This window comes from Thalassococcus lentus, assembly GCF_028023555.1.
GTDB classification, from domain to species: Bacteria; Pseudomonadota; Alphaproteobacteria; order Rhodobacterales; family Rhodobacteraceae; genus Thalassococcus_A; species Thalassococcus_A lentus.
This window is the reverse complement of sequence record NZ_JAQIOY010000002.1, coordinates 112482-132969: the sequence shown is the minus strand read 5'-3', so window position 1 is coordinate 132969 and position 20488 is coordinate 112482. Positions and strand designations below refer to the sequence as shown.

General features: G+C 58.7%; 19 protein-coding genes. 10 read left to right on the top strand and 9 right to left on the bottom strand.

Annotated elements, in window-relative coordinates:
- Window positions 1-83: 83 nt before the first annotated feature.
- The 3 genes from PFY00_RS05760 to speB all read left to right on the top strand — a co-directional run bounded on the left by PFY00_RS05760 (window position 84) and on the right by speB (window position 2264).
- A complete protein-coding gene (locus tag PFY00_RS05760) occupies window positions 84-356 on the top strand; it encodes a hypothetical protein (protein WP_271431584.1) in 273 nt (90 codons plus the stop codon).
- Between the two features lie 249 nt (window positions 357-605).
- A complete protein-coding gene (locus PFY00_RS05755) occupies window positions 606-1259 on the top strand; it encodes a hypothetical protein (RefSeq protein WP_271431583.1) in 654 nt (217 codons plus the stop codon).
- A gap of 42 nt (window positions 1260-1301) precedes the next feature.
- Window positions 1302-2264, top strand: coding sequence for an agmatinase (gene speB / locus PFY00_RS05750; protein WP_271431582.1), 963 nt, complete (start codon window positions 1302-1304; stop codon window positions 2262-2264).
- 24 nt (window positions 2265-2288) lie between these two features.
- Here speB and aroB read toward each other — a convergent pair whose 3' ends face one another.
- Window positions 2289-3395 (bottom strand): 3-dehydroquinate synthase, encoded by a 1107-nt coding sequence (gene aroB, locus PFY00_RS05745; RefSeq protein ID WP_271432207.1) that lies wholly within the window; start codon window positions 3393-3395, stop codon window positions 2289-2291.
- Window positions 3395-3970 carry a shikimate kinase gene (locus PFY00_RS05740; protein WP_271431581.1) on the bottom strand — a complete coding sequence of 192 codons (576 nt, stop codon included), beginning with the start codon at window positions 3968-3970 and terminating at the stop codon, window positions 3395-3397. Before PFY00_RS05740 ends, aroB begins: the two co-directional genes overlap by 1 nt.
- Before the next feature lie 135 nt (window positions 3971-4105).
- Between PFY00_RS05740 and PFY00_RS05735 the strand changes: the two genes are divergently transcribed.
- The 3 genes from PFY00_RS05735 to PFY00_RS05725 are packed head-to-tail and all read left to right on the top strand — an operon-like array spanning window position 4106 to window position 6700.
- Window positions 4106-4255, top strand: coding sequence for a hypothetical protein (locus PFY00_RS05735; protein ID WP_271431580.1), 150 nt, complete (start codon window positions 4106-4108; stop codon window positions 4253-4255).
- A complete protein-coding gene (locus tag PFY00_RS05730) occupies window positions 4245-5774 on the top strand; it encodes a hypothetical protein (protein ID WP_271431579.1) in 1530 nt (509 codons plus the stop codon). Before PFY00_RS05735 ends, PFY00_RS05730 begins: the two co-directional genes overlap by 11 nt.
- Window positions 5774-6700 carry a site-specific tyrosine recombinase XerD gene (locus PFY00_RS05725; protein ID WP_271431578.1) on the top strand — a complete coding sequence of 309 codons (927 nt, stop codon included), beginning with the start codon at window positions 5774-5776 and terminating at the stop codon, window positions 6698-6700. Before PFY00_RS05730 ends, PFY00_RS05725 begins: the two co-directional genes overlap by 1 nt.
- Window positions 6701-6730: 30 nt before the next feature.
- Here the strand turns inward: PFY00_RS05725 and PFY00_RS05720 are convergent, their stop codons facing one another.
- Entirely contained in the window at window positions 6731-7519 is a 789-nt protein-coding gene (locus PFY00_RS05720; RefSeq protein ID WP_271431577.1) for a metallophosphoesterase family protein, read from the bottom strand.
- A gap of 88 nt (window positions 7520-7607) precedes the next feature.
- On the opposite strand from PFY00_RS05720, the gene PFY00_RS05715 reads away from it, so the two are divergent.
- Entirely contained in the window at window positions 7608-8942 is a 1335-nt protein-coding gene (locus tag PFY00_RS05715) for an HlyC/CorC family transporter (protein WP_271431576.1), read from the top strand.
- Here the strand turns inward: PFY00_RS05715 and PFY00_RS05710 are convergent.
- Entirely contained in the window at window positions 8928-10124 is a 1197-nt protein-coding gene (locus tag PFY00_RS05710) for a hypothetical protein (RefSeq protein ID WP_271431575.1), read from the bottom strand. The genes PFY00_RS05715 and PFY00_RS05710 overlap by 15 nt on opposite strands.
- A gap of 118 nt (window positions 10125-10242) precedes the next feature.
- Window positions 10243-12669, bottom strand: coding sequence for a GcvT family protein (locus PFY00_RS05705; protein ID WP_271431574.1), 2427 nt, complete (start codon window positions 12667-12669; stop codon window positions 10243-10245).
- A gap of 592 nt (window positions 12670-13261) precedes the next feature.
- Here PFY00_RS05705 and PFY00_RS05700 point away from each other — a divergent pair.
- Complete coding sequence (locus PFY00_RS05700; protein ID WP_271431573.1) at window positions 13262-15670, top strand: GcvT family protein; 2409 nt, start codon at window positions 13262-13264, stop codon at window positions 15668-15670.
- A gap of 91 nt (window positions 15671-15761) precedes the next feature.
- On the opposite strand, the gene PFY00_RS05695 is transcribed toward PFY00_RS05700, so the two are convergent.
- Window positions 15762-16637: a glycosyltransferase family 2 protein gene (locus tag PFY00_RS05695; RefSeq protein WP_271431572.1), complete on the bottom strand. Its 876-nt coding sequence runs from the start codon at window positions 16635-16637 to the stop codon at window positions 15762-15764.
- Window positions 16638-16759: 122 nt separating this feature from the next.
- On the opposite strand from PFY00_RS05695, the gene PFY00_RS05690 reads away from it, so the two are divergent.
- The gene (locus tag PFY00_RS05690) at window positions 16760-17500 is read left to right on the top strand and encodes a hypothetical protein (protein ID WP_271431571.1); all 741 of its coding nucleotides are present in this window, start codon (window positions 16760-16762) and stop codon (window positions 17498-17500) included.
- On the opposite strand, the gene PFY00_RS05685 is transcribed toward PFY00_RS05690, so the two are convergent.
- From PFY00_RS05685 to PFY00_RS05675, 3 genes are all read right to left on the bottom strand, one after another.
- The gene (locus PFY00_RS05685; RefSeq protein WP_271431570.1) at window positions 17497-18915 is read right to left on the bottom strand and encodes a carnitine 3-dehydrogenase; all 1419 of its coding nucleotides are present in this window, start codon (window positions 18913-18915) and stop codon (window positions 17497-17499) included. The two genes, PFY00_RS05690 and PFY00_RS05685, sit on opposite strands and share 4 nt — an antisense overlap.
- 116 nt (window positions 18916-19031) lie before the next feature.
- On the bottom strand, window positions 19032-19493 hold the full coding sequence (locus tag PFY00_RS05680; protein ID WP_271431569.1) for a lipocalin family protein: 462 nt from the start codon (window positions 19491-19493) through the stop codon (window positions 19032-19034).
- The gene (locus PFY00_RS05675) at window positions 19490-20116 is read right to left on the bottom strand and encodes an SGNH/GDSL hydrolase family protein (protein WP_271431568.1); all 627 of its coding nucleotides are present in this window, start codon (window positions 20114-20116) and stop codon (window positions 19490-19492) included. The genes PFY00_RS05680 and PFY00_RS05675 overlap by 4 nt, the downstream gene beginning before the upstream one ends.
- Window positions 20117-20261: 145 nt before the next feature.
- Here PFY00_RS05675 and PFY00_RS05670 point away from each other — a divergent pair, with 145 nt between their 5' ends.
- Window positions 20262-20480, top strand: a complete 219-nt coding sequence (locus tag PFY00_RS05670; protein ID WP_271431567.1) for a hypothetical protein — start codon at window positions 20262-20264, stop codon at window positions 20478-20480.
- Window positions 20481-20488 lie beyond the last annotated feature (8 nt).

Below are 20488 nucleotides of genomic sequence, written 5' to 3'. Positions count from 1 at the left end.
CCGTGAAGGCAACAGTTTCAGCAAGGTGCGACCACACCCTTTGAGACCAAAGGCATTCGCCAGACCAAATGGAGAATTTCGTTATGAAACAAACAGATATCACGAAAACAACTGACATCAGCGCGTTGGCGACACAAAGCACCACAGATTGTGCCGTTCAAGTTCTCGATGAATTGGCACTGGCCATGGAGAACACAGCCTACATGCTGGCCGGAGAAATCCATGCCAGAAAGGTTGCCCATGCCATGCTGATTTCCAAAGTCATCACAGATTTCGCAAGGTCACTGGAAAGCGAGCCAAAGCTCCAGAAAAAAGCGCCCAAAAAGCCGGAACGCGCTTCAGTTTTCCAAAGCTAACAGCTACCAGTCTCCCGGAGGCTGCAGAAATTAACCTCTTGCCAATCGGCGGCTCCCTTCTAAAACTGACACAGTTTGTGTCAGCGTTCGGGTGTTTGGATGGTTAATGTTAACCTGGTTTTTTCTGAAAACCTCCGGAAACTGTGCGAAACAAAGCCTTCAATCGCACAGGCAGCGCGGGATCTGGACCTGACCAAAACCCAGATGGCCCGCTTGCTAAGCGGAGCATCAACGCCAAGGCCCGCTATTTTGAAACGCGTTTGCGACTACTTCAATGTAGACGCGCGTATCTTGCTGGAACCTTTGGATGCGTTCCCAAATTCAAAGGTTACAAAACTTCATAACCTTCTGGATTCCGTCACTGCAAACGGATTGGAATATGTCTTTGACCAAAGACGGTTTTTCGAACCTAAGGGCACCATCGAAACAGGGATGTACTTTTGCTGGAGGCGGTCCTTTTCCGACAACACCAAGTATATTCGTGTTCCGATGTCCATCCGGGTTTTCGAAGGCGCACTTGTCACCAAAGGGTATGATCCTCGGCAACTCGTAAACCTTGGCTATCTACCTGAACAGAAGCCGAAGGAACGCGAATTCCATGGTATGGTTATGGAAGAGGATCTCGGTGTCAGTTTTTTTATTATGCACTCTGACCCGATCAGGATTGGATGTGTGATGATGCTCGAAAAGGTTTCGCAAGCCAGTGTCGGGTATTTCTCGGGGATCGCCTTACTCCTGCGTAAGCGAATCCAGAATTTGCCACGTATTTCCAGCGTCGTTTTCCACAAAGCAAGCGAAGAAGACGCAAATCCTATTCGTCTGGCGCATTCCAAAGTCCTGTTCGACGCCGATGAAATTCCGACATACGTGCTGCGCGAGCTGCAAAAACCTATTGCTGACTAACCCCCTCTTGCAGGTCGAACGCGGGCTTGTCATGGTCTGCGCATGACACACAGCTACGCCACAGGCCGCCTGAACCTGCCATTCACCGGCATCTGCACCTTTGCCAAAAAGCCTATGGTCGATGACTGGGCCGAGATCGACGCTGACGTTGCCATTCTTGGCGCGCCATTCGACGCAGGCACGCAATGGCGTGCCGGTGCACGTTTTGGCCCCCGCGGCGTTCGGGATGCCAGCACTTTGTTCAGCTTTGGCCATGCGGGCGCATACGATCATGAGGATGACGCGACATATCTGGGCGAAGATGTTCGGATCGTCGACATGGGTGACGCCGATATCGTCCACACCGATACCATCAAAAGCCACGCCAACATTCGCGCCGGGGTCGAAGCGGCCTTGTCTGCGGGTGCGCTGCCCGTAGTGATTGGCGGTGATCATTCGGTCAACATTCCCTGCATCGAAGCCTTTGAAGGCCATGATACCTTTCACGTCCTGCAAATCGACGCACATCTGGATTTTGTCGACGAACGGCATGGCGTGACGCGCGGCCACGGCAATCCGATGCGGCGCGCGGCCGAAAAAAGCTGGGTCAGCGGCCTGACACAGGTCGGCATTCGAAACGTCAGCTCAACCGCCAAGGAAGGATACGACGACGCCCGCGCCATGGGCTCTGATATCCTTTCGGTGCGGCAGACGCGGGCACTGGGCACGCAAAAAGCTGCACAGCGCATTCCCAAGGGTGTTCCCGTCTATATCACCATTGATATTGATGCGTTCTGCCCGTCGATCGCACCGGGCACAGGCACGCCGTCACATGGCGGCTTTTTGTACTACGAAGTGCTCGAATTGCTTCAGACGGTTGTGCAGCAGCACGATGTGGTCGGAATCGATCTGGTTGAAGTTGCGCCCGACTATGATCCCACCGGATCTACATCGATCCTCGCAGCTCAGTTGTTGATGAACCTGCTTGGCTTTATCTTTCACGCTCGCAAAAGCGAAAAAAGTTAATACAGAACAGCACTCTACAGCGCGTTACGCAAGCTCTTCGCGAAGCAGGTCCAGCACAGTTTCACCCGGCACATCCGAGGTGACAAAGGTATCGCCGATACCACGGGCAAGAATGAAGCGCAGCTGACCGTCGACGACTTTCTTGTCCTGCCCCATAAGCTCAAGCAGAGCCTCGGCGCCGGGCAAATCACCCGGAATATCGGCCAAATCGGTTTTCATGCCCATCGCGGCCAGATGCGCCCGGACGCGGCTTGGATCTTCCTGACTGCACAGACCCAGCTTGGATGACAAGGCAAAGGCAAGCGCGCATCCGATGGCGACACCTTCGCCGTGCAGCAACCGATCCGAATACCCGGTGGCGGCCTCCAATGCGTGGCAGAAGGTATGACCAAGGTTCAAGAGTGCACGATCGCCCTGTTCGGTTTCGTCCCGAAGTACGATCTCGGCCTTCATTTCGACCGATCGTTTGACCGCATACAGCCGCGCCGCCCGATCCCCAGCAGCGGCTTGACCGCCATTGGCCTCAAGCCACTCAAAGAAATCCGCGTCCCCCAGCAATCCATATTTGACCACCTCGCCGTAGCCAGCCAAATAGTCGCGTTCGGTCAGTGTTTCGAGCACGCCAATGTCAGCCAGAACCAGACTGGGCTGATGGAACGCACCGATCAGGTTTTTGCCCTGCGGCGCATTTATCCCGGTTTTACCGCCGACCGAGCTGTCGACCTGCGCCAGAAGTGAAGTCGGCACCTGCACGAAACGGACACCGCGGCGCAGGACAGCAGCCGCAAATCCAACCAGATCGCCGATCACGCCGCCACCCAGCGCGATGACGACGTCCCGGCGTTCGATCTTTTGCTCCAGAAGCCATTCAACCGTGCGGGTGAAATGCGGCCATGACTTTGTTGCTTCACCTGCCGGTAAGGTCAGCGCGACATGGCTGATCCCGGCCGTGTCCAACCCGGCCTCAAGCGTCGCGAGATGAGCAGCCGCAACCTGTTCGTCACTGACGATCGCCACCCGGGGACGATGCAACAAAGGTACGATATGCGTGCCTGCATCGGCCAGCAGGCCTTCACCGATACGAACGTCATATTCACGGCCTTCGAGTGGTACAGAGACGGTTTCCATCATCATTTGCGGCTTTCCTCCAGTACATCAGGACGCTGCTCAACAAGCGATTGCCCCACGCGTTGCCCCATCTGTTCAAGGCTTAGGCCCGGCTCGGACGGAACTGTCACATCGGCCAGCGCATAGATGGGAACCCGCGTGTCGTAGATGCCGCGAAGCGTGCCGTACGGATCAGCAGTGCGCAGCAATGGCCGGGTATCTTTGTGCCGCACGCGGCTCCAGAGCAGGTCAAGCGGTGCATCCAGCCAGACCGATACACCGCGTTCCGAAATCATCTTGCGATTGGTTTCCTGCATGAACGCACCGCCACCGGTGGACAAGATGCAAGGTGTGCCGTCCAGCAGACGCGAAATCACCTGCGTTTCCTTTTCGCGAAAAAAGGCCTCGCCATCTCGTTCGAAAATTTCCGCAATAGACCGGTCCGCCGCGGTCTCGATCTCATGATCCGAATCGAGAAACGGCACCCCCAGTTGCGCCGCCAGCGTTCGCCCAACAGCCGTCTTGCCCGCCCCCATCATCCCGACAAAGACCACAGTCTTGTGCAGGATCACGGAAGTGTGTGCGTTCGCCTCGGCCATAATGCGCCCATATCTGATTTGCCTTGCGGGATTGACCTGTACCGGACAAAAAGGCCGGGTATAAGATATAAAAAGACGTGAAGCCGGATCAATCGACACTTCGGCATCACGAACGTCGAGGCAAAGGCGAGATTTATGGGGCGATTGATCAAATGGCTGTTCTATCTGGCAATCCTGGCCGGTATTGCACTTGTCGCCTACGCCTATGTTGGTCCGTTCTTTGGCGTTGATTTCAGCCCGCCGCAGACAGAAATTCGTCAGCCCGTGGAGCTTGATGGTAGCTGAACGCGCTCTGCCCCTGCGCCATTGTGGCGACGGTCCCACCGCCAAACAGCGGCGTGGGCGGTTCACGATGGCCTGCCTTGCAGCTTTGATGATACCGGTTTTGGCACAGGCGCAAAGCGATCCAACCGCGGGCAGCGCCGCGCCCCCCGCTGTCGAGGCCATGCCGCTGGGCGCGCCCAACGCCGCCGCGGCCGGTTTGCTCTCTGCAGATGTCACGGGCCTTCCGCAAACCCTTTGGAGCGCCTCGGATCAGGAACGGCTGGCCACCCTGACAGCTGCGCTGCGTCCGCCCGTACCGGCCCTGCGCAGTCTCATGCGCACGCTCATGCTGGCCGAAGCCAATCCGCCGAGCACCAGCACATCAGCCGAAGCCCATCTGATTTCCCGGCTCGACTGGCTGGTCAAGGCAGGCCACGTCGAAGAAGCGCTGGCTTTGATGGAGATTGCTGGCCATGACCGGCCGGGCACGTTTCGGCGTTGGGCCGATTTGAACCTGCTTCTGGGCAACACGGCCCAGCCATGTTCCGTTCTGCGCAATCAACCACGGCTGAGCAATGATCCGGCGCTAAGGGTCTTTTGCACGGCGCGCAGTGGGGATTGGTCCCGCGCAGCGCTGCTTTTGCAGACCGCCCGGACCTTGGGAGACGTCGGAGACCGCAAGGCCGACCTGCTAGAGCGATTTCTGGATTCGGGCGTCAACGACGAAAGACCCCCTCTGCTTCCACCGGTCCGGCCCACGCCGCTCGAATTCCGGCTGTTCGAAGCTTTGGGAGAGCCTTTGCCCACAGCGCCTTTGCCGCTGGCTTACTCCGTCCTCGACCTTCCCGGCGACAACGGATGGAAGGCCCAGATCGAGGCAGCAGAGCGGCTGGCCCGTGCGGGCGCCCTGCCCGCCAACCGGCTTCTGGGTCTCTACACCCTGCGCAAACCGGCCGCCTCGGGTGGCGTTTGGGATCGCGCCAAAGCGCTGCAGGCATTTGAAACGGCGCTTCGCCGGGGCACGCCGGATGCCATTGGCCCGGCTTTGGTGCGGCTCTGGCCACAAATGGCAAGCGCGCGCCTGCTGGAGCCATTTGCCTCTCTTTACGCAGAGGCCCTGGCCGAACACGGCCTCAAAGCCCGCCCGGCCCGATTGGCCCGCATGATGATATTTTTGTCCGCAGGCTATGAAACGCTTAGCGTGGGACTGGATGAAGGCGCTTCGGCGGAAACCAAATTCCTGCTCAGCATCGCGCGGGGCCTGACACCGCAGGACCTGCCCACCGACCTGCCCCATGCTGGCGCAGTGGCAACGGCATTCGCCGGTGCCGCACCACCGCAGGTCATTCAGGAACAACTCGCACAAGGCAGGCTGGGTGAATCGATCCTGCGTGCAATTGCGCTGATCGGCAGCGGTGCAAATGGCAATGCTGCGGATTTGACCGATGGGTTGGCGGTTCTGCGGTCTGTCGGGCTCGAAGATGTGGCCCGCCGAACGGCGCTCCAACTGATGATCCTCGACGCCGAGCGGGCGCGCTGATGTCGCGCCGATGGATCGCGCCCTTTCTTGAAGCGATTGCCGCTGAGCGCGGCGCGGCCGCGAATACGCTGGCCGCCTATGAACGCGATCTCGACCATGTGGCAGACTGGCTGGATGATCAGGGCCGCGATTATTCCGATGCACAGCGCGACGATCTTGAACGATACCTCGTGGACTGCGATGCACAGGGCCTGTCGCGGGCGACGCGCGCCCGACGTCTGTCTGCGGTCAAACAGCTCTATCGCTTCGCTTTCGAAGAGGGTTTGCGTCAGGACAATCCATCAGTTCAGATCAGTGGCCCGGGACGCGACAAGCGCCTGCCCAAGACACTGTCCGTCGAAGAGGTGGACCGCTTGCTCGATGCGGGCGCCGCACATGGACGAAACGAGGCGGATCAAACCCGTAACGCGTGCCTGATGCAGCTGCTCTATGCCACGGGAATGCGCGTTACCGAACTCGTTTCCCTGCCAATCGCCTCAGCACGGGGTGATCCGCGCATGCTGCTGGTCCGGGGCAAAGGCGGCAAGGAACGCATGGTGCCGCTGTCACCCCCCGCGCGCGCAGCGCTTAGCCGCTGGATGGAGATCCGGACCGACATGGACGAAACCGCCCGGGCAACAGGCAAGCCGGTTTCAAACTTTCTGTTTCCATCACGCGGCAAGGCCGGGCATCTGACGCGGCATGCGTTCTATTTGCTGATCAAGGAATTCGCAGTCGAAGGCGGTGTATCCCCCGCCAAGGTGACGCCGCATACCTTGCGCCATGCCTTTGCCACGCATTTGCTGGCCAACGGTGCGGATCTGCGCGCCATCCAGACGCTGCTGGGCCACGCGGATGTAGCAACCACCGAAATTTACACGCACGTTCTCGAAGAGCGGCTGCGCGAACTGGTGATGGATCACCATCCACTTGCCAAGGACGGGTAGTTTCAGCGACCTGTTTCTTTCAATACGGGTTCAAACCCGGCGCAACTCTTCGGGTAGCACATCTTCCGAAGGCCACCAGCCGGTACGCAACGAAGTGTGATAGCCCTGAGACAAACCAACCCGCTCCATCGTCATGGCGGCCTGATCACTGGGATAGTCCAACAGGCATATTTCGAAACGGCCATCCGGGTGAATCAAACCAAATCGGGTCTGCGTCCGGCCATCATGTGCCGGCATGCCAATCACCCCTGCGTTCAGCCAGTCAGCCGGGCCAATGGATTTTTGAAAGGCTATGCCGCTGTGCCCCGCGATCACACGCGTTGTTCCCTTCGGCAAGATCGAGAGTTCATCCAAAAGCAGCTCATCAGGCGTGACCGGCCAGAGAAAGCGGGCAATGTCACGCGCCCCGCCGTGGATGACACAGCACTTTTGCCCGGCGTGTTCAAACACGATCCAGTCCGGCAGTCCCGCCATCCAGTCGCGCATTGGACCATCAACCTGCGCGTTTGCGTGGGCATACCAGCCCGCCGAAAGCAGATCACAAGTCGTGCCTTCGTCAAAACCACAGCCACAATCCAGCGCATGGGCCGCCAACTGCTTTTCACAATTGCCCGCGATAACCAGACATCCCCAGTCACGGATTTCAGCCACCGTGGCAGCGGCATCCCCGCAATAGGCAACAACGTCGCCGGTACAAATGCAGCGTTCTGGCGGGATACCCAGCCTGTCAGCTTGGGCACGCACGGCCTGTGTCGCCTGCAAATTGGAATATGGGCCACCAAACACCAGCAACGGCCCCTCAAGAGACCCAAGATCCATGATTTGCTGCCCTGACATGCCCGCCTGCCCTTGATTGCCGGGGGTCGCGCCCCCATAACCAGCCAAAGGATAAAGGAAACATACCCCGATGGAAGCCGAGACATCGCTGCTCGACACCGCATTTTGGATCACGTCTGCGTCAATTCTGGGCCTGCTGTGCCTGTCGGCGTTCTTTTCAGGCTCGGAAACAGCGCTGACCGCTGCCAGCCGAGGCAAATTGCGTGCGGCCACTGACAAGGGATCCAAAGGCGCCGCCAAGGCCCTTGCGATCACCGAAGATAACGAACGCCTGATCGGCTCGGTCCTGCTGGGGAACAATCTGGTCAACATTCTGGCCACATCGCTGGCGACCGCTCTTTTGACACGGGTGTTTGGCGAATCCGGTGTAGCGCTGGCCACTTTGGTCATGACGATCCTCGTGCTGATCTTTGCCGAGGTGCTGCCCAAGACCTATGCCATCACCAACCCGGAAACAGCCGCCTCTCTTGTTGCGCGTCCCATCGCCTTTGTCGTGCGCATCTTTGCCCCGGTTGTTTCCGCCGTGCGGGTGCTGGTGCGCGGCGTGCTGCGCATTTTCGGCATCCGAACCGACCCGGACAGCAACATTCTGGCGGTCCGCGAAGAAATCGCCGGCGCGCTGCAGTTGGGCCATTCCGAAGGTGTGGTTGAAAAGGAAGACCGCGACCGGATTCTCGGTGCGCTCGATCTGGCCGAACGCACCGTTGAGGAAATCATGCTGCACCGCTCCGGCATTGAGATGATCAACGCCGACAGCCCACCGCAGGACATTCTTCAGCAGTGTCTGGAAAGCAGCCACACGCGCCTGCCAATCTACCGGGACGATCCCGAAAACATCATTGGGGTGATCCACGCCAAAGACCTGCTGCGCGCAATGTACAAATTGATCGACGGTCGGGAAACCACGGCTGGCGCGCTCGAAGGGTTCCAGATCACCGACGTGATGATGAAGCCCTATTTCGTCCCTGACACCACATCGCTGGATGACCAGATGCGTCAGTTCCTGCGGCGCCGGACCCATTTTGCCCTTGTCGTTGATGAATACGGATCGCTCGAGGGGCTGATTACGCTCGAAGATATTCTCGAAGAGATCGTGGGCGAGATCACCGACGAATTCGACCCTCATGCCGATCATCAGGTTCAGATGGCCGACGATGGACACTACTGGGTGGATGGCGCCATGACCATTCGAGACCTGAACAGAGCCACCGACTGGTCCCTCCCCGATGAGGAAGCCAATACCGTGGCCGGTCTGGTGATCCACGAGGCGCAGATGATCCCCACCGTTGGCCAGACGTTCAGCTTTCACGGCTTCCGATTTGAGGTGATGAGCCGCGAGAATAACCGCATTACACAGCTGAAACTGCGCCCGCTGGCTCCTGTCAACGACTCAACGGTCGATTAAACGCTGGAAAAATCCGCCCTGCGCCGGAAGCGTCGGCCCCGAGGACACGGCGGTCGGTCGGGACCGAAAAACATCGCGCAATGCATCCTCTTCGGGCCGCGCGTGCCTTGGGTCTCTGGCGGCAGGCATCACGGGCCGGGCTCCACCAGAGCGGGCGGCAAGCGATTGTCGTTCCTGCCATGATGGGGCCGGCGTCGCGGGCTGAAACGGTTCGGGATCACTGGCACCCATTCTGTGCGCCAAGATGCCGTTCCAATCGTCGTCAATGGGCCCAGACGCCCGGCCAGCCGAACCTGCGCCCGGCGTAGGGTGCGCCGGCGCTTGATCTGCGGTCTTGGCGTGCTGCGACAACAGGCTGGCCAGGATCAAAGCGCCAAATCCAAACAGCGTCTGAGACAAAAGAATTTGGGCAACGTCCCCGCCGATCAACGCGCCGATACCCGGCACCATCGCAAACAGACCAAGCAGAGCCGCCAGTCCAACCCAGACCACAGCGCCGTATAGCCCCATGATTGGCGCAAGCCGTGCGATTTGAAGCGGCTCAAATGGTTTTCCTGATCCATCCTGCAGGCCAAGCACACCGAGGAAATCGCCCGGTGTCTCAGGTTTATTCGGGTTGAACATCGCCAGCGGGCTGAAAATGAAAGAGCCCAAGGTCAAGAACCCACGTCGCATCGGGGCATTGTCCAAACCCTCAGCTTCCGCAGCCCGCAGCGGTAGTTCAGCGCCGGTCAAAAGGATCGCGGCACAGGCAACCGAAAGCGCAAACCAAACAAACAGGCCCACCCCCAATTCATGGGCAAGACCACCCATATCCAAAAGCGTGTCCAGCGAAACAGCCATGCCTAACAACGTGGACAAGAACAGAGCCAGCAAGACCGCCGTGGCAACCCGCCATAGGTAAAGACGCCGCAGACCGGCCGGCCCCGGCTTGCCGATCAGGCTGGGACGCTCGCCGAGCATGGAATAGCGATGCCAGGCCAAGGCCATGCGCGAATAAAAGAAGATTGTGAACAGCAGCTGCCAGAACGGGAACTCCAAGCCCAAGCTGAACCCCACAAACAAACTGCCAAAGGCCGATCCGAAAGCCGCCGGCAACAAAATGGCCAGACAGATCACTGGATTTGCCAGCAACTCATCGATTGCGCTGCGCAGGCTCGGAGTGGTGTTCTTGGTTGTCATGGTACTCGCCCCATACGGAAAAGCTCAGAGCAACCATGACGTGCAAATACGACGTCAATACGTCTTTGTTTTGCAAATTTTAGCGAGTTTTTCTGGCACAATGGGCACAGAAACCAGATCAGGCACGCAATCGTTGTCCGCCGGGATCAAAGGGCGGCTCGTGCAGAATAACGGCCTGATGCGGTTGCCCCAGCACCATCACCTCGACCGTATCTCCAGCCTGCGCAGTGCCCGCTCTGACATATCCAAGGGCAAGGCTCTGCTCGACGGAATAGCCGAAACCGCCCGAGGTTACGCGGCCAATTCCTTGCCCATTCCAAAAGATCGGCTCACCGCCTGTGGCATCCGCATTTGACGCACTGCAGGCATCGGCGTCCAGTGACAGAACCACCAATGCCTCTCGCGCAGGCTTATCAATCACCCGCAACAGACTGTCTTTGTTGAGAAAATCTTTATCGAGCTTGCAAAGGCGTTCAAGCCCGACCTCTTGGGGCCAGTATTCCGGGCTGTATTCCCGAGACCATGACCCATAACCCTTTTCGATCCGCAGCGCCATGAGGGCACGGCTTCCAACCGGCCCGGCACCGAAGGCTTCGCCCGCAGCCAAAAGCCCCTCGTAGAGCGCCAGTTGGTCGGCTTCGGCGCAGTGCAATTCCCAGCCCAGATCGCCGGTAAAGGATACGCGCAGCGCAACAACTTCGATCCCTGCCAGCTCGATGCGTTTAGAGCGCATGAATGGAAAGTCTTCGGTATTGAGCGACGCGTTGGTCAATCGCTGCAGCATGTCCCGCGCTTTTGGGCCAGCCACGTTGAACCCGCAATGGCTGTTTGTGAGACTCTCGAACGTCGTATCCTGCGGCAATGGCACCTGAGCAAAGAACCGTTGGTGATACCGCTCGGCCATGCCCGATCCGATAACCCAGAACTCATCCTCGGCCAGTCTGGTCACGGTAAAGTCCCCGGCGACCCCGCCCCGTTTTCCGATCAGGGGCGTCAGGCAAGACCGGCCAACAGCGCTTGGCATCTTGTTTGCAAAAACCGCGTTCAGCCAATCCTCGGCCCCCGGTCCGCTGACGCGGTATTTGGCAAAGTTCGAGATATCGATGATGCCCGCTGCCTCGCGCAGCATCCGGGCCTCTTTTCCAACCGGTTCCCACCAGTTCTGGCGGGTGAACCCGTTGGTGTCTTGTGTTCCCGGCTCTTCTGCAAACCACAACGGGTGTTCCCAGCCATAGTTGAGCCCGAACACAGCGCCCCGCTTTTGCTGGGCCTCATAGGCCGGACGCATGCGCGCAGGCCGTCCGGCGCTGCGTTCCTCGTTGGGAAAGTGGATTGCGAAGCGGTGTGCATATTGGTCGGACACACGCGCCTTGGTAAAAGCCTCGTTCGCCCAGTCCCCAAAGCGGGCCATATCCCACGCGAACATGTCGTACTGCATTTCGCCTTCGATGATCCATTGCGCCGCCATCAGGCCCATGCCGCCCGACTGAGAGAACCCGGGGATGATCCCGTTACAGCAGAAATATCCGCGCAGTTCTGGCACAGGCCCCATCAGCACATTCGAATCCGGTGACCAGATCATCGGGCCGTTGATGACCCGCTTGATCCCTGCCGTACCGACGGCTGGCACCCGATCAATGGCACGCATCATGTTGTCCTCGATCCGTTCCAGATCATCTGGGAACAGATCATGGGCAAAATCCAAAGGCGTTCCGTTTTCAGCCCAGAGCCGGACATCCCGCTCATAAGCACCGATCAGCAAACCCTGACCTTCCTGCCGCAGGTAATATTCCCCGTCGCGATCCGCGACCGAAGGCAGCCGCCGATCCAGCCCCGCAATCTCAGCAATCGTTTCTGTCACGAAATACTGATGCTCGGTTGGTTGCAGCGGCAGTTTGATCCCTGCGAGCGCCGCCACTTCGCGCCCCCACAGACCCGCTGCGTTGATCACCCATGGCGTTGCGATGTCGCCCTTGGGCGTCCGTACAATCCAAGAGCCATCAGGCTGCGGCTCGGTCGCAGTGACGGGTGTAAAGCGATGGATTTCAGCCCCCATGGCCCGCGCACCGGCAGCATAGGCCGCAGTGACACCACTGGGATCAACATTGCCACCGTCCGGTTCATACATGATGCAGCGGATGCCATCGAAATCGACCAAAGGATGCAATCGCTCGGCTTCATCGCGATCAATCTCGTAAAAGTTCATCCCATAGAGTTTGGCCTTGGCCGCCTGCAGCCGCAATTGGTGCTCGCGTGCTTCGGTCTGAGCGAGGTAAAGGCTGCCCGGCTGAAAAACTCCGCAGCCCTGACCGGTTTCGGCCTCCAGCTCTTTGTACAGGTTCATCGTATAGTGCTGGATCCGGCTGATGTTCGTGCTGTCATGCAATCCGTGAATATTGGCCGCCGCGTGCCACGTGCTGCCCGAGGTCAGTTCATCCCGCTCCAGCAGAACGACATCAGACCATCCAAGTTTGGCCAGGTGGTACAAGATTGAACAGCCAATGACGCCGCCACCGATAACAACGGCCTGTGCATGGGTCTTCATGGATCGCATTCCTTGTTTGGACCGTTGTAACATTGCGCGCGCCTTCAGGGCCATAATGCCCAATGCCGACACTTTTCGTCGCGACCGGAATATCTGCGCCAGATTTCCAAACCCCAAAAGCGAGAAAGGCGAACCTGCCGAAGGGTCCGCCTTTCTTTGCCTGTATGCTCTGCCTGCTCGTGTATCAGGTGGGAGAGGAAGCCTGATCAATCCATGAGATGTGAGCGTCTTTTTTTTGTTGTACGGTCAGCATACTGCAGCATGGAAGCTGGACAAAATCGCGGCTTGAAGCGCAATAGTCCCACCGCATAGAGTGGGTAGGAGTGGATCATTTCGCTACATTTGCGCATTCTCTTGAAATACCGAATAATCGAAAACCGACAGCTTTGTGCAAAACAGAATTTCGTTCTTATTTTGCAAAATCTTTCGCCGCAGCGCAGCAATTGCGATCAATCGCATACTTTTCAAAACGCTTGTTTTGGCCCACCCTTCCTGAGCGACAAACTTTGTCGCTCTTCGCCAAGACGCCGACGCGCTGCATGAGACATTCGGACCAAATTCAACGATCCCCTGTTTGCAAAGGACATGCCCCATGAAAACCACCACTCGCGTTTGCATCATCGGCGGCGGCGTTGTTGGCGCCTCTGTCCTCTATCACCTGACCAAACTGGGGTGGTCCGACGTGATGCTGGTGGAACGGTCAGAACTGACCTCGGGCAGCACATGGCATGCCGCAGGCGGGTTTCACACGCTGAACGGCGATACAAACATGGCCGCCCTGCAGGGGTACACAATCAAGCTGTACAAGGAACTCGAAGAGATCACAGGCATGTCCTGCGGGCTGCACCACGTGGGCGGCATCACACTGGCCGACAATGCCGAACGCTTTGACATGCTGTTGGCCGAACGCGCAAAGCATCGCTACATGGGGCTCGAAACGGAAATTGTCGGCCCGGAAGAGATTGCCAAGCTCGCCCCTATCGTCAATCTCGAAGGCGTAATCGGCGCGCTCTACGATCCGCTCGACGGCCACCTTGACCCCTCGGGCACGACGCATGCCTATGCCAAGGCCGCGCGTATGGGCGGCGCGACGATTGAAACCCACTGCCACGTCAAGGAAACGAACCAGCGGCCGGATGGCACATGGGACGTGGTCACGGACAAGGGAACCATCCACGCCGAGCACGTTGTGAACGCGGCCGGACTATGGGCCCGCGAAGTGGGCGCCATGGCGGGCGTCTACCTGCCCCTGCACCCGATGGAACATCAGTACATCGTTACCGATGAAATCGCCGAGATTTATGAGCGTGGCTCAGAACATCCGCATGTGATGGATCCGGCAGGCGAAAGTTATCTGCGGCAGGAAGGTCGCGGGCTCTGCATCGGGTTCTACGAACAACCCTGCCGCCCTTGGGCGGTGAATGGCACGCCATGGAATTTCGGTCACGAGTTGCTGCCCGATGACTTTGACAAGATTGAAGATTCCATCGCCTTTGCCTATCGCCGTTTTCCGGTGCTGGAGCGCGCCGGCGTGAAATCCGTCATTCATGGCCCCTTCACCTTTGCGCCGGACGGCAATCCACTGGTCGGCCCCATCCCTGGTCTGCGCGGTTATTGGTCGGCTTGCGGCGTGATGGCAGGGTTCAGTCAGGGCGGCGGCGTGGGCCTGATGCTCGCCCAATGGATGACCCAAGGCGAATGCGAACGCGACACCGCAGCAATGGATGTCGCCCGTTTTGGCGACTGGATCAGCCCTGGCTACACATTGCCGAAGGTGATCGAGAATTACCAAAAACGCTTTAGCGTATCCTACCCGAACGAAGAATTGCCTGCCGCACGACCAAACCGCACAACGCCCATGCACGATATCTTTGACGATATGGGGGCGGTCTGGGGCGCGCAGTACGGGCTTGAGGTGGTGAATTATTTTGCCGCAGATGATGAGCCGAGGTTCGAGACACCAAGCTTCCGCCGCTCCAATGCATGGGACGCCACCGCGCGTGAGGTGCGCGCCGTACGCGAAGCGGTCGGCATCAACGAAGTGCATAACTTCGGAAAATACCGGGTCACAGGCCCCAATGCCCGTGCCTGGCTGGACAGGATCATGGCAGGCCGCATCCCTGCCCCAGGCCGCTTGGCACTGAACCCGATGCTGGCACCTTCTGGGCGCATCATCGGCGATTTCACGGTGTCCTGCCTGTCGGAAACCGAATTTCAGCTGACCGCCAGCTACGGCGCGCAGGCCTATCACATGCGCTGGTTCCTGCAGCAGCTTGACGAGGGCGTCCAGATCGAAAACGTCTCGGATCGGCTCAATGGGTTTCAAATCGCCGGACCGCGCGCAGCAGCCGTTCTGGAAGCCTGCGGGCAGCAGGATTTGGCCCGGATGCGGTTCATGGACGTGCGCCGCGCCGTCATCGGCATGACCGACTGCATTGTTCAACGGGTCAGCTATACCGGCGATCTGGGGTATGAGATCTACTGTGATCCAATGGCGCAGCGCCAGTTATGGGATACGCTCTGGCAAGCCGGCCAAGCCTACGGAATGCGGCCCTTTGGCATGCGCGCCATGATGAGCCTGCGCCTCGACAAGTTCTTCGGCTCCTGGGGCCGGGAATTCTCACCAGATTACACCTGCGCCGAAACCGGTCTCGACCGATTTATCGCTTGGTCGAAAGAGGCCGATTTCATTGGCCGCGCGGCAGCACAGGCGGAAAGGGACACACCGCCCGCGCGCACCCTTGTCGCCTTTGACGTTGACGCAGCAGATGCGGATGTTCAGGCCTACGAGCCCGTCTGGATCAATGGATCCGTTCAGGGGTTTTGCACATCCGGCGGCTATTCACACCATTTGGGTAAATCCATCGCGCTCGCGCTGATCCCCCGGGACGCCGCCACAGCCGGACTGAGCGCCGAAATCGAAATCCTGGGCGAGATGCGCCGCGCCACATTGCTCGACACACCGCTATTTGATGCGGACGGCGCACGCATGCGCGGCTGATCCGGCTTCTTTGTGCTCAAAATATCCTGCGGGGGTCCGGGGGTGCAAAACCCCCGGGGTGCGTCGTGGTTTGGTCGTTGCGGGTCCGCAATCAGATCACGCCGACAAACCGATCCGGCAGCACATATTGCCCTTCATATTCGGGACGGTCGAATTGCCAAAATCCGGTTTCGCCCCGCGGCTTCCAGGTCCTATGCATGCGCTTGCGAACCCAGCCCAGGTCAAACTCTTCCTTTAGCTCCAGATCTGCAAATGCCTCGAAAACGGCCCGATCCTCACCGCGCGCCTCGGCAAACCAATGCCGCCCGATTGAAGCCTCCTGCACCGAGGCCCCGACCTCTTCGGTGACCGCGTTGCGCTGGTTCATGACCGAAACATATTCGCCGAAGTCACAAAACTTCAGATGGAACAGATAGAGCGGGTCCGGCGCAATCAGCTTTTCGGCCTGTGTGAAATGCCCGCCGCGGGCAATCTTGACCCCGGCACTGACAATGCAGGGCTTTGAATAATGTGGCGCCAGCCGGACATGACGGCGCGGGCCAATGATCTCAGTCTCAATCGCATCGGGCTCGAGATCGATCCGGTGAATGACTTCCAGCCCCACGGGCGTAAGAACCCGCCGCGGCTTGACCGTTTCGAGATACTCCAAGAGCGAGCCGCCATGCTCCGGATCCACCACGACCAACTCATCCACATCGCCGACGATCACATGGTTGTAGTAGCACCGCAGCCCCTGAACAAAGTTGTTGAGCATGCGCCAGCGTTTCATATCGAAGTTGGGATGCGGATCGCCGGGAATGCCGATCACATTGCAGCCTTCGGCAAGCTCTGCCACCACCTCTCCGCGCCCGTGATTGACGATATAGCAATTTTCCCGCCCCAGCATTTCACCGTAGTGGCGCAACCATGCCTTCAAAAAGAAAGCATCGTCACGCACCATTGTCAGGGCGGCGGCTGTGGTTTGCATGTACTTGCCTGCTCGTTATCTACGTCGCGTTTTGCGGCAACAGTACTGCAGCACAAACACAAAGAGAATCGCAAATCGAGCAGAGGCTCGCTATCGTGGCGCAAACACCACCGGGCAGGCACATGGATCTCAGGAAAACAGGCTGGCACATCGCCCCAACAGGCACGACCCCAACGCGATATCAGGTCTTTGGTGAACGGTCTTCGGGTACGAATTTCGTCAAACGGTTGCTTGGGCGAAACAGCCCTCTTCGCCCGATGGAAGAGCTTGGCTGGAAACACGGGTTTCCACATATGACCGCGATCCCCGCCCATGTGGCAATCATTTGCGTTGTGCGGGATGCGCGCTCTTGGGCGCTGTCGATGCACGCCAAACCCTGGCACTGCCCGCCCGCAATGCAGGCTATGACGTTTTCGGACTTCATTCGCGCGCAATGGGCCACCGTTGCCGATCGCAAGCGCTATTTTCCGCAGGTCGCCGAACTGGGTGGCGAGGGCGCGCCGCTTCAGCACGACCGTCACCCGGTGACAGGCCACCCCTTTGACAATCTGTTTGCCCTTCGGCAGGCCAAGTTAAATGGACTTTTATCATTTCAGGCAAGGGGTTGCAGCCTCGTCTTCACCCAACTTGAAGCGGTTCAGTCAGAACCCGAGACTTTCCTGCAGGCGGTGCACGAAGGCTTTGGCATCACGGTCCCGCAAACCGACTACCGCCCTGTCATGAAACGCCTCGGGTCTAAGTTTCTGCCTGCCGTCGAAACCCGCCCCGAGACGCCCAACTCCATGCCTGAAACAGATATCAGCTTCATGAAGCAATCCATTGATTTGGATTTGGAAACCGGGCTTGGATACAGCTACGACTAAGCCGAATGTGCCGCCGCCAACCGCTCCACAGCCTCGGCCACATGGGGCAAAGGCGGGCAGGATTTGCGGGTTTCCAGCGAAACATGAAGCAGAAACTGGTCGCAGGTCGCCAAGATTTCATCATCGCTCGCACGCTTCATTTCGTGCCAAAGCCGCAGCTTTTTGCCCTCTCCCAACAGCACCCGTGTTTCCACATAAAATGATTCTGCAGCAAGGGTTTCCGCAAGATACTTGATGTTCGTCTCTGCCGTGAAATAGCTGTTTCCGGCCGCAATGTAATCCCGATCGGCGCCAACATGTGTCATCAGTTCTTCTGAGGCATCACTGAAGACCTGCCCGTAGCGGCCTTCGTTCATGTGTCCGTTCACATCCGTCCAATCAACCGGAACCGTTCTGCGGATCGTCACCAGCGGAACATCATCCTGAAGCGGACCGCGCAAATCGGTTTCATGGTCGAGAATGAGTTTGCCCGCAGCCGCACCCTGCCCCTTGAGCGCACGCATCATGGCAACAAGATTGTTGTCCCGCAGACGTTCAAGCTCACGGATCGACATATGCCCCGATTGATCGTCAGATTGGCCTGCAATCAGATCAACAAGGGCGTCGTTGTATTCCGGCACATCCATCAATTTGGTCCATGGCCACGTCAAGCACGGGCCGAATTGTTCCAGAAAATGCTTCATGCCCGCTTCACCGCCGGCGATCCGGTAAGTCTCAAACAGGCCCATTTGCGCCCAACGCAACCCGAAACCATAGCGAATGGCATCGTCGATTTCTTCGGTTGTCGCGATGCCGTCCTTGACCAGCCACAGCGCTTCGCGCCAGACCGCCTCGAGAAAGCGATCCGCGATGTGCGCATCGATTTCAGCGCGTACATGCAAGGGATACATGCCGATCTCGCGCAGGATCTGCCTTGCCCGTTCGGTGGTTGCTGGATCTCCGCCCTCACCCGGAACCAGTTCGGCCAGCGGCAACAGATAGACCGGGTTGAATGGATGGGCGACGACGATCTGGCCCGGGCGCAATGCGCCATCTTGCAATTCGGACGGCTTAAAGCCCGATGTTGACGAGGCCAGAACAGCATCTTCGGGACACGCGTCCTGAATTTGAGCAAAAACCTTGTGCTTTAGATCAAGTCGCTCGGGCACGCTTTCCTGAATATAGGCAACACCGTTCACTGCCTCGGCCAGATCGCTGTGAAACGTTATCTGGCCTCGCGTGGGCATGGGCGCATCGTAGAGCATCGGCAGGGCCCGTTCTGCGCCGGCCAGCACTTCGGAGATCTTTCGCTCTGCTTCGGGATCCGGGTCAAAAATCCGCACATCCCAGCCCATCAGGGCAAATCTGGCGGCCCAGCCGCCGCCAATCACGCCACCGCCCACAATGGCGGCTGTTCTGTTGTCTGATTGTGCCATGATGCTCTCCCAAAAGACTTGTGCGCACCCTGCCCCCAAGAGCCGCGCAGCGTCCATCACAAAACCGGACCCACTGGCCTCTGATTGCGACATCAATGGTTGTAATGGTGCTTGCGTTAGCCGTTTTCGGCCAGACGGCGCAGATCGTATCCGTACCAGTCGAGGATTTCGCGCGCCGCTTTCAGCCGTTCGCCGGGCTGGCCCGTGCGATCCATGATCCAGACACGGCCACCGTTTGGCTCGCCCAGGGCGGCGGTACGGTTGTCCGCATCAATCCAATGCACCCAGATTTCTTCGTTGCCCATGACAATGCGGCCTCTGCCCTTGTCCTGCAAAGCAAGCTGCGCGCCATTGACCGACACGCTCTGACCATCAAAGCGCAGGTTCGAGCCCGCGTTCAGGCCCGCACCCTGCACAACGACCCAAGTGCCCGCCAGACGCGCAAGGGACGCATCCAATTGCGACGCAACAGGAGCCGTTGGATTGCGCAGAGGGATGGTCGCGGGGCCAAGCGGCTGGGGTTCATTCGCCATGCAGCCACATAGCAGCAAACCCAGCGCAGCGACGAATATCCTCATGTCAGAAGCTTTTCGACATGGCCCGCCATGACGGATCCAAAATATCTGTGGGCATCCGCTTCCCAGTGCACGCCATCCGTTGGCGACACCGCAACATGATCTCCGGCCGCGATAAACCCGAAACCTTCGGCTTGCGCCAATTGGCTGATATGGACATCCAGCCCTCGCTGCCGTTGCTCAGCGCCTTCAAATACATCGCTGAGGCAGCCAGCGGGACGGACCGGCGCGGGGGCTACCACGAGAATGTCTTTAACCACCTGTTCGGCGCGGGCCAGAACGGCAAGACGTATGGCCGAACGCGCGATTTCATGGGCAGTGACCGAAAAACGCGGTTTCAAATCATTGGTTCCCAGCATCAGGATCAGCAAATCTAGCGGCTTGTGGCTATGCAGCACAGCAGGCAACACCGCCAACCCATTGCGCGCGCCGCCCTCAACCAGATCTTCATGCACGGTCGTGCGGCCCGGCAAACCTTCGGGGATGACATGCGTGCCAGCCCCGAGATGATCACCCATGACTTCGGGCCAGCGATCCTGCGGCTCATAGCGTTCCGACAGCCCCGCCACCGTCATGGGACGCGTGCCGTGCGTATTGCTGTCTCCGTAACATAATATGACGCTCATCAGGTTTCCTCTTGCTGCACGTTATTTACCATTCCGGCCCGGAAAATGATCAAGACCCTGCCCACAGATCACCCTAGGCACGTGCTATTTTCGCCGTATTCAACTCATAGCTTTCACGCTGCGAAATGTCTGCTAAGGAAAGCGCATGTCTGCTGACAAGATCGATGAAACCCAGAACGCTCGGCAAGAGCGGCTATCGCGCCTGTTTGACCTGCACCGGCAGGTACTGGACGGGGCGAGAGAAGATTCACTGTCGGCCCGGCCTACACCCGCCACGCCCGAACATGTGCCGAATGCCGATTTCGCCCGCGGATTTCTGGACCGCGCCACCAACTCGTTGAAAGCCAAACATCCAAGACGCTGAGCCCGCCG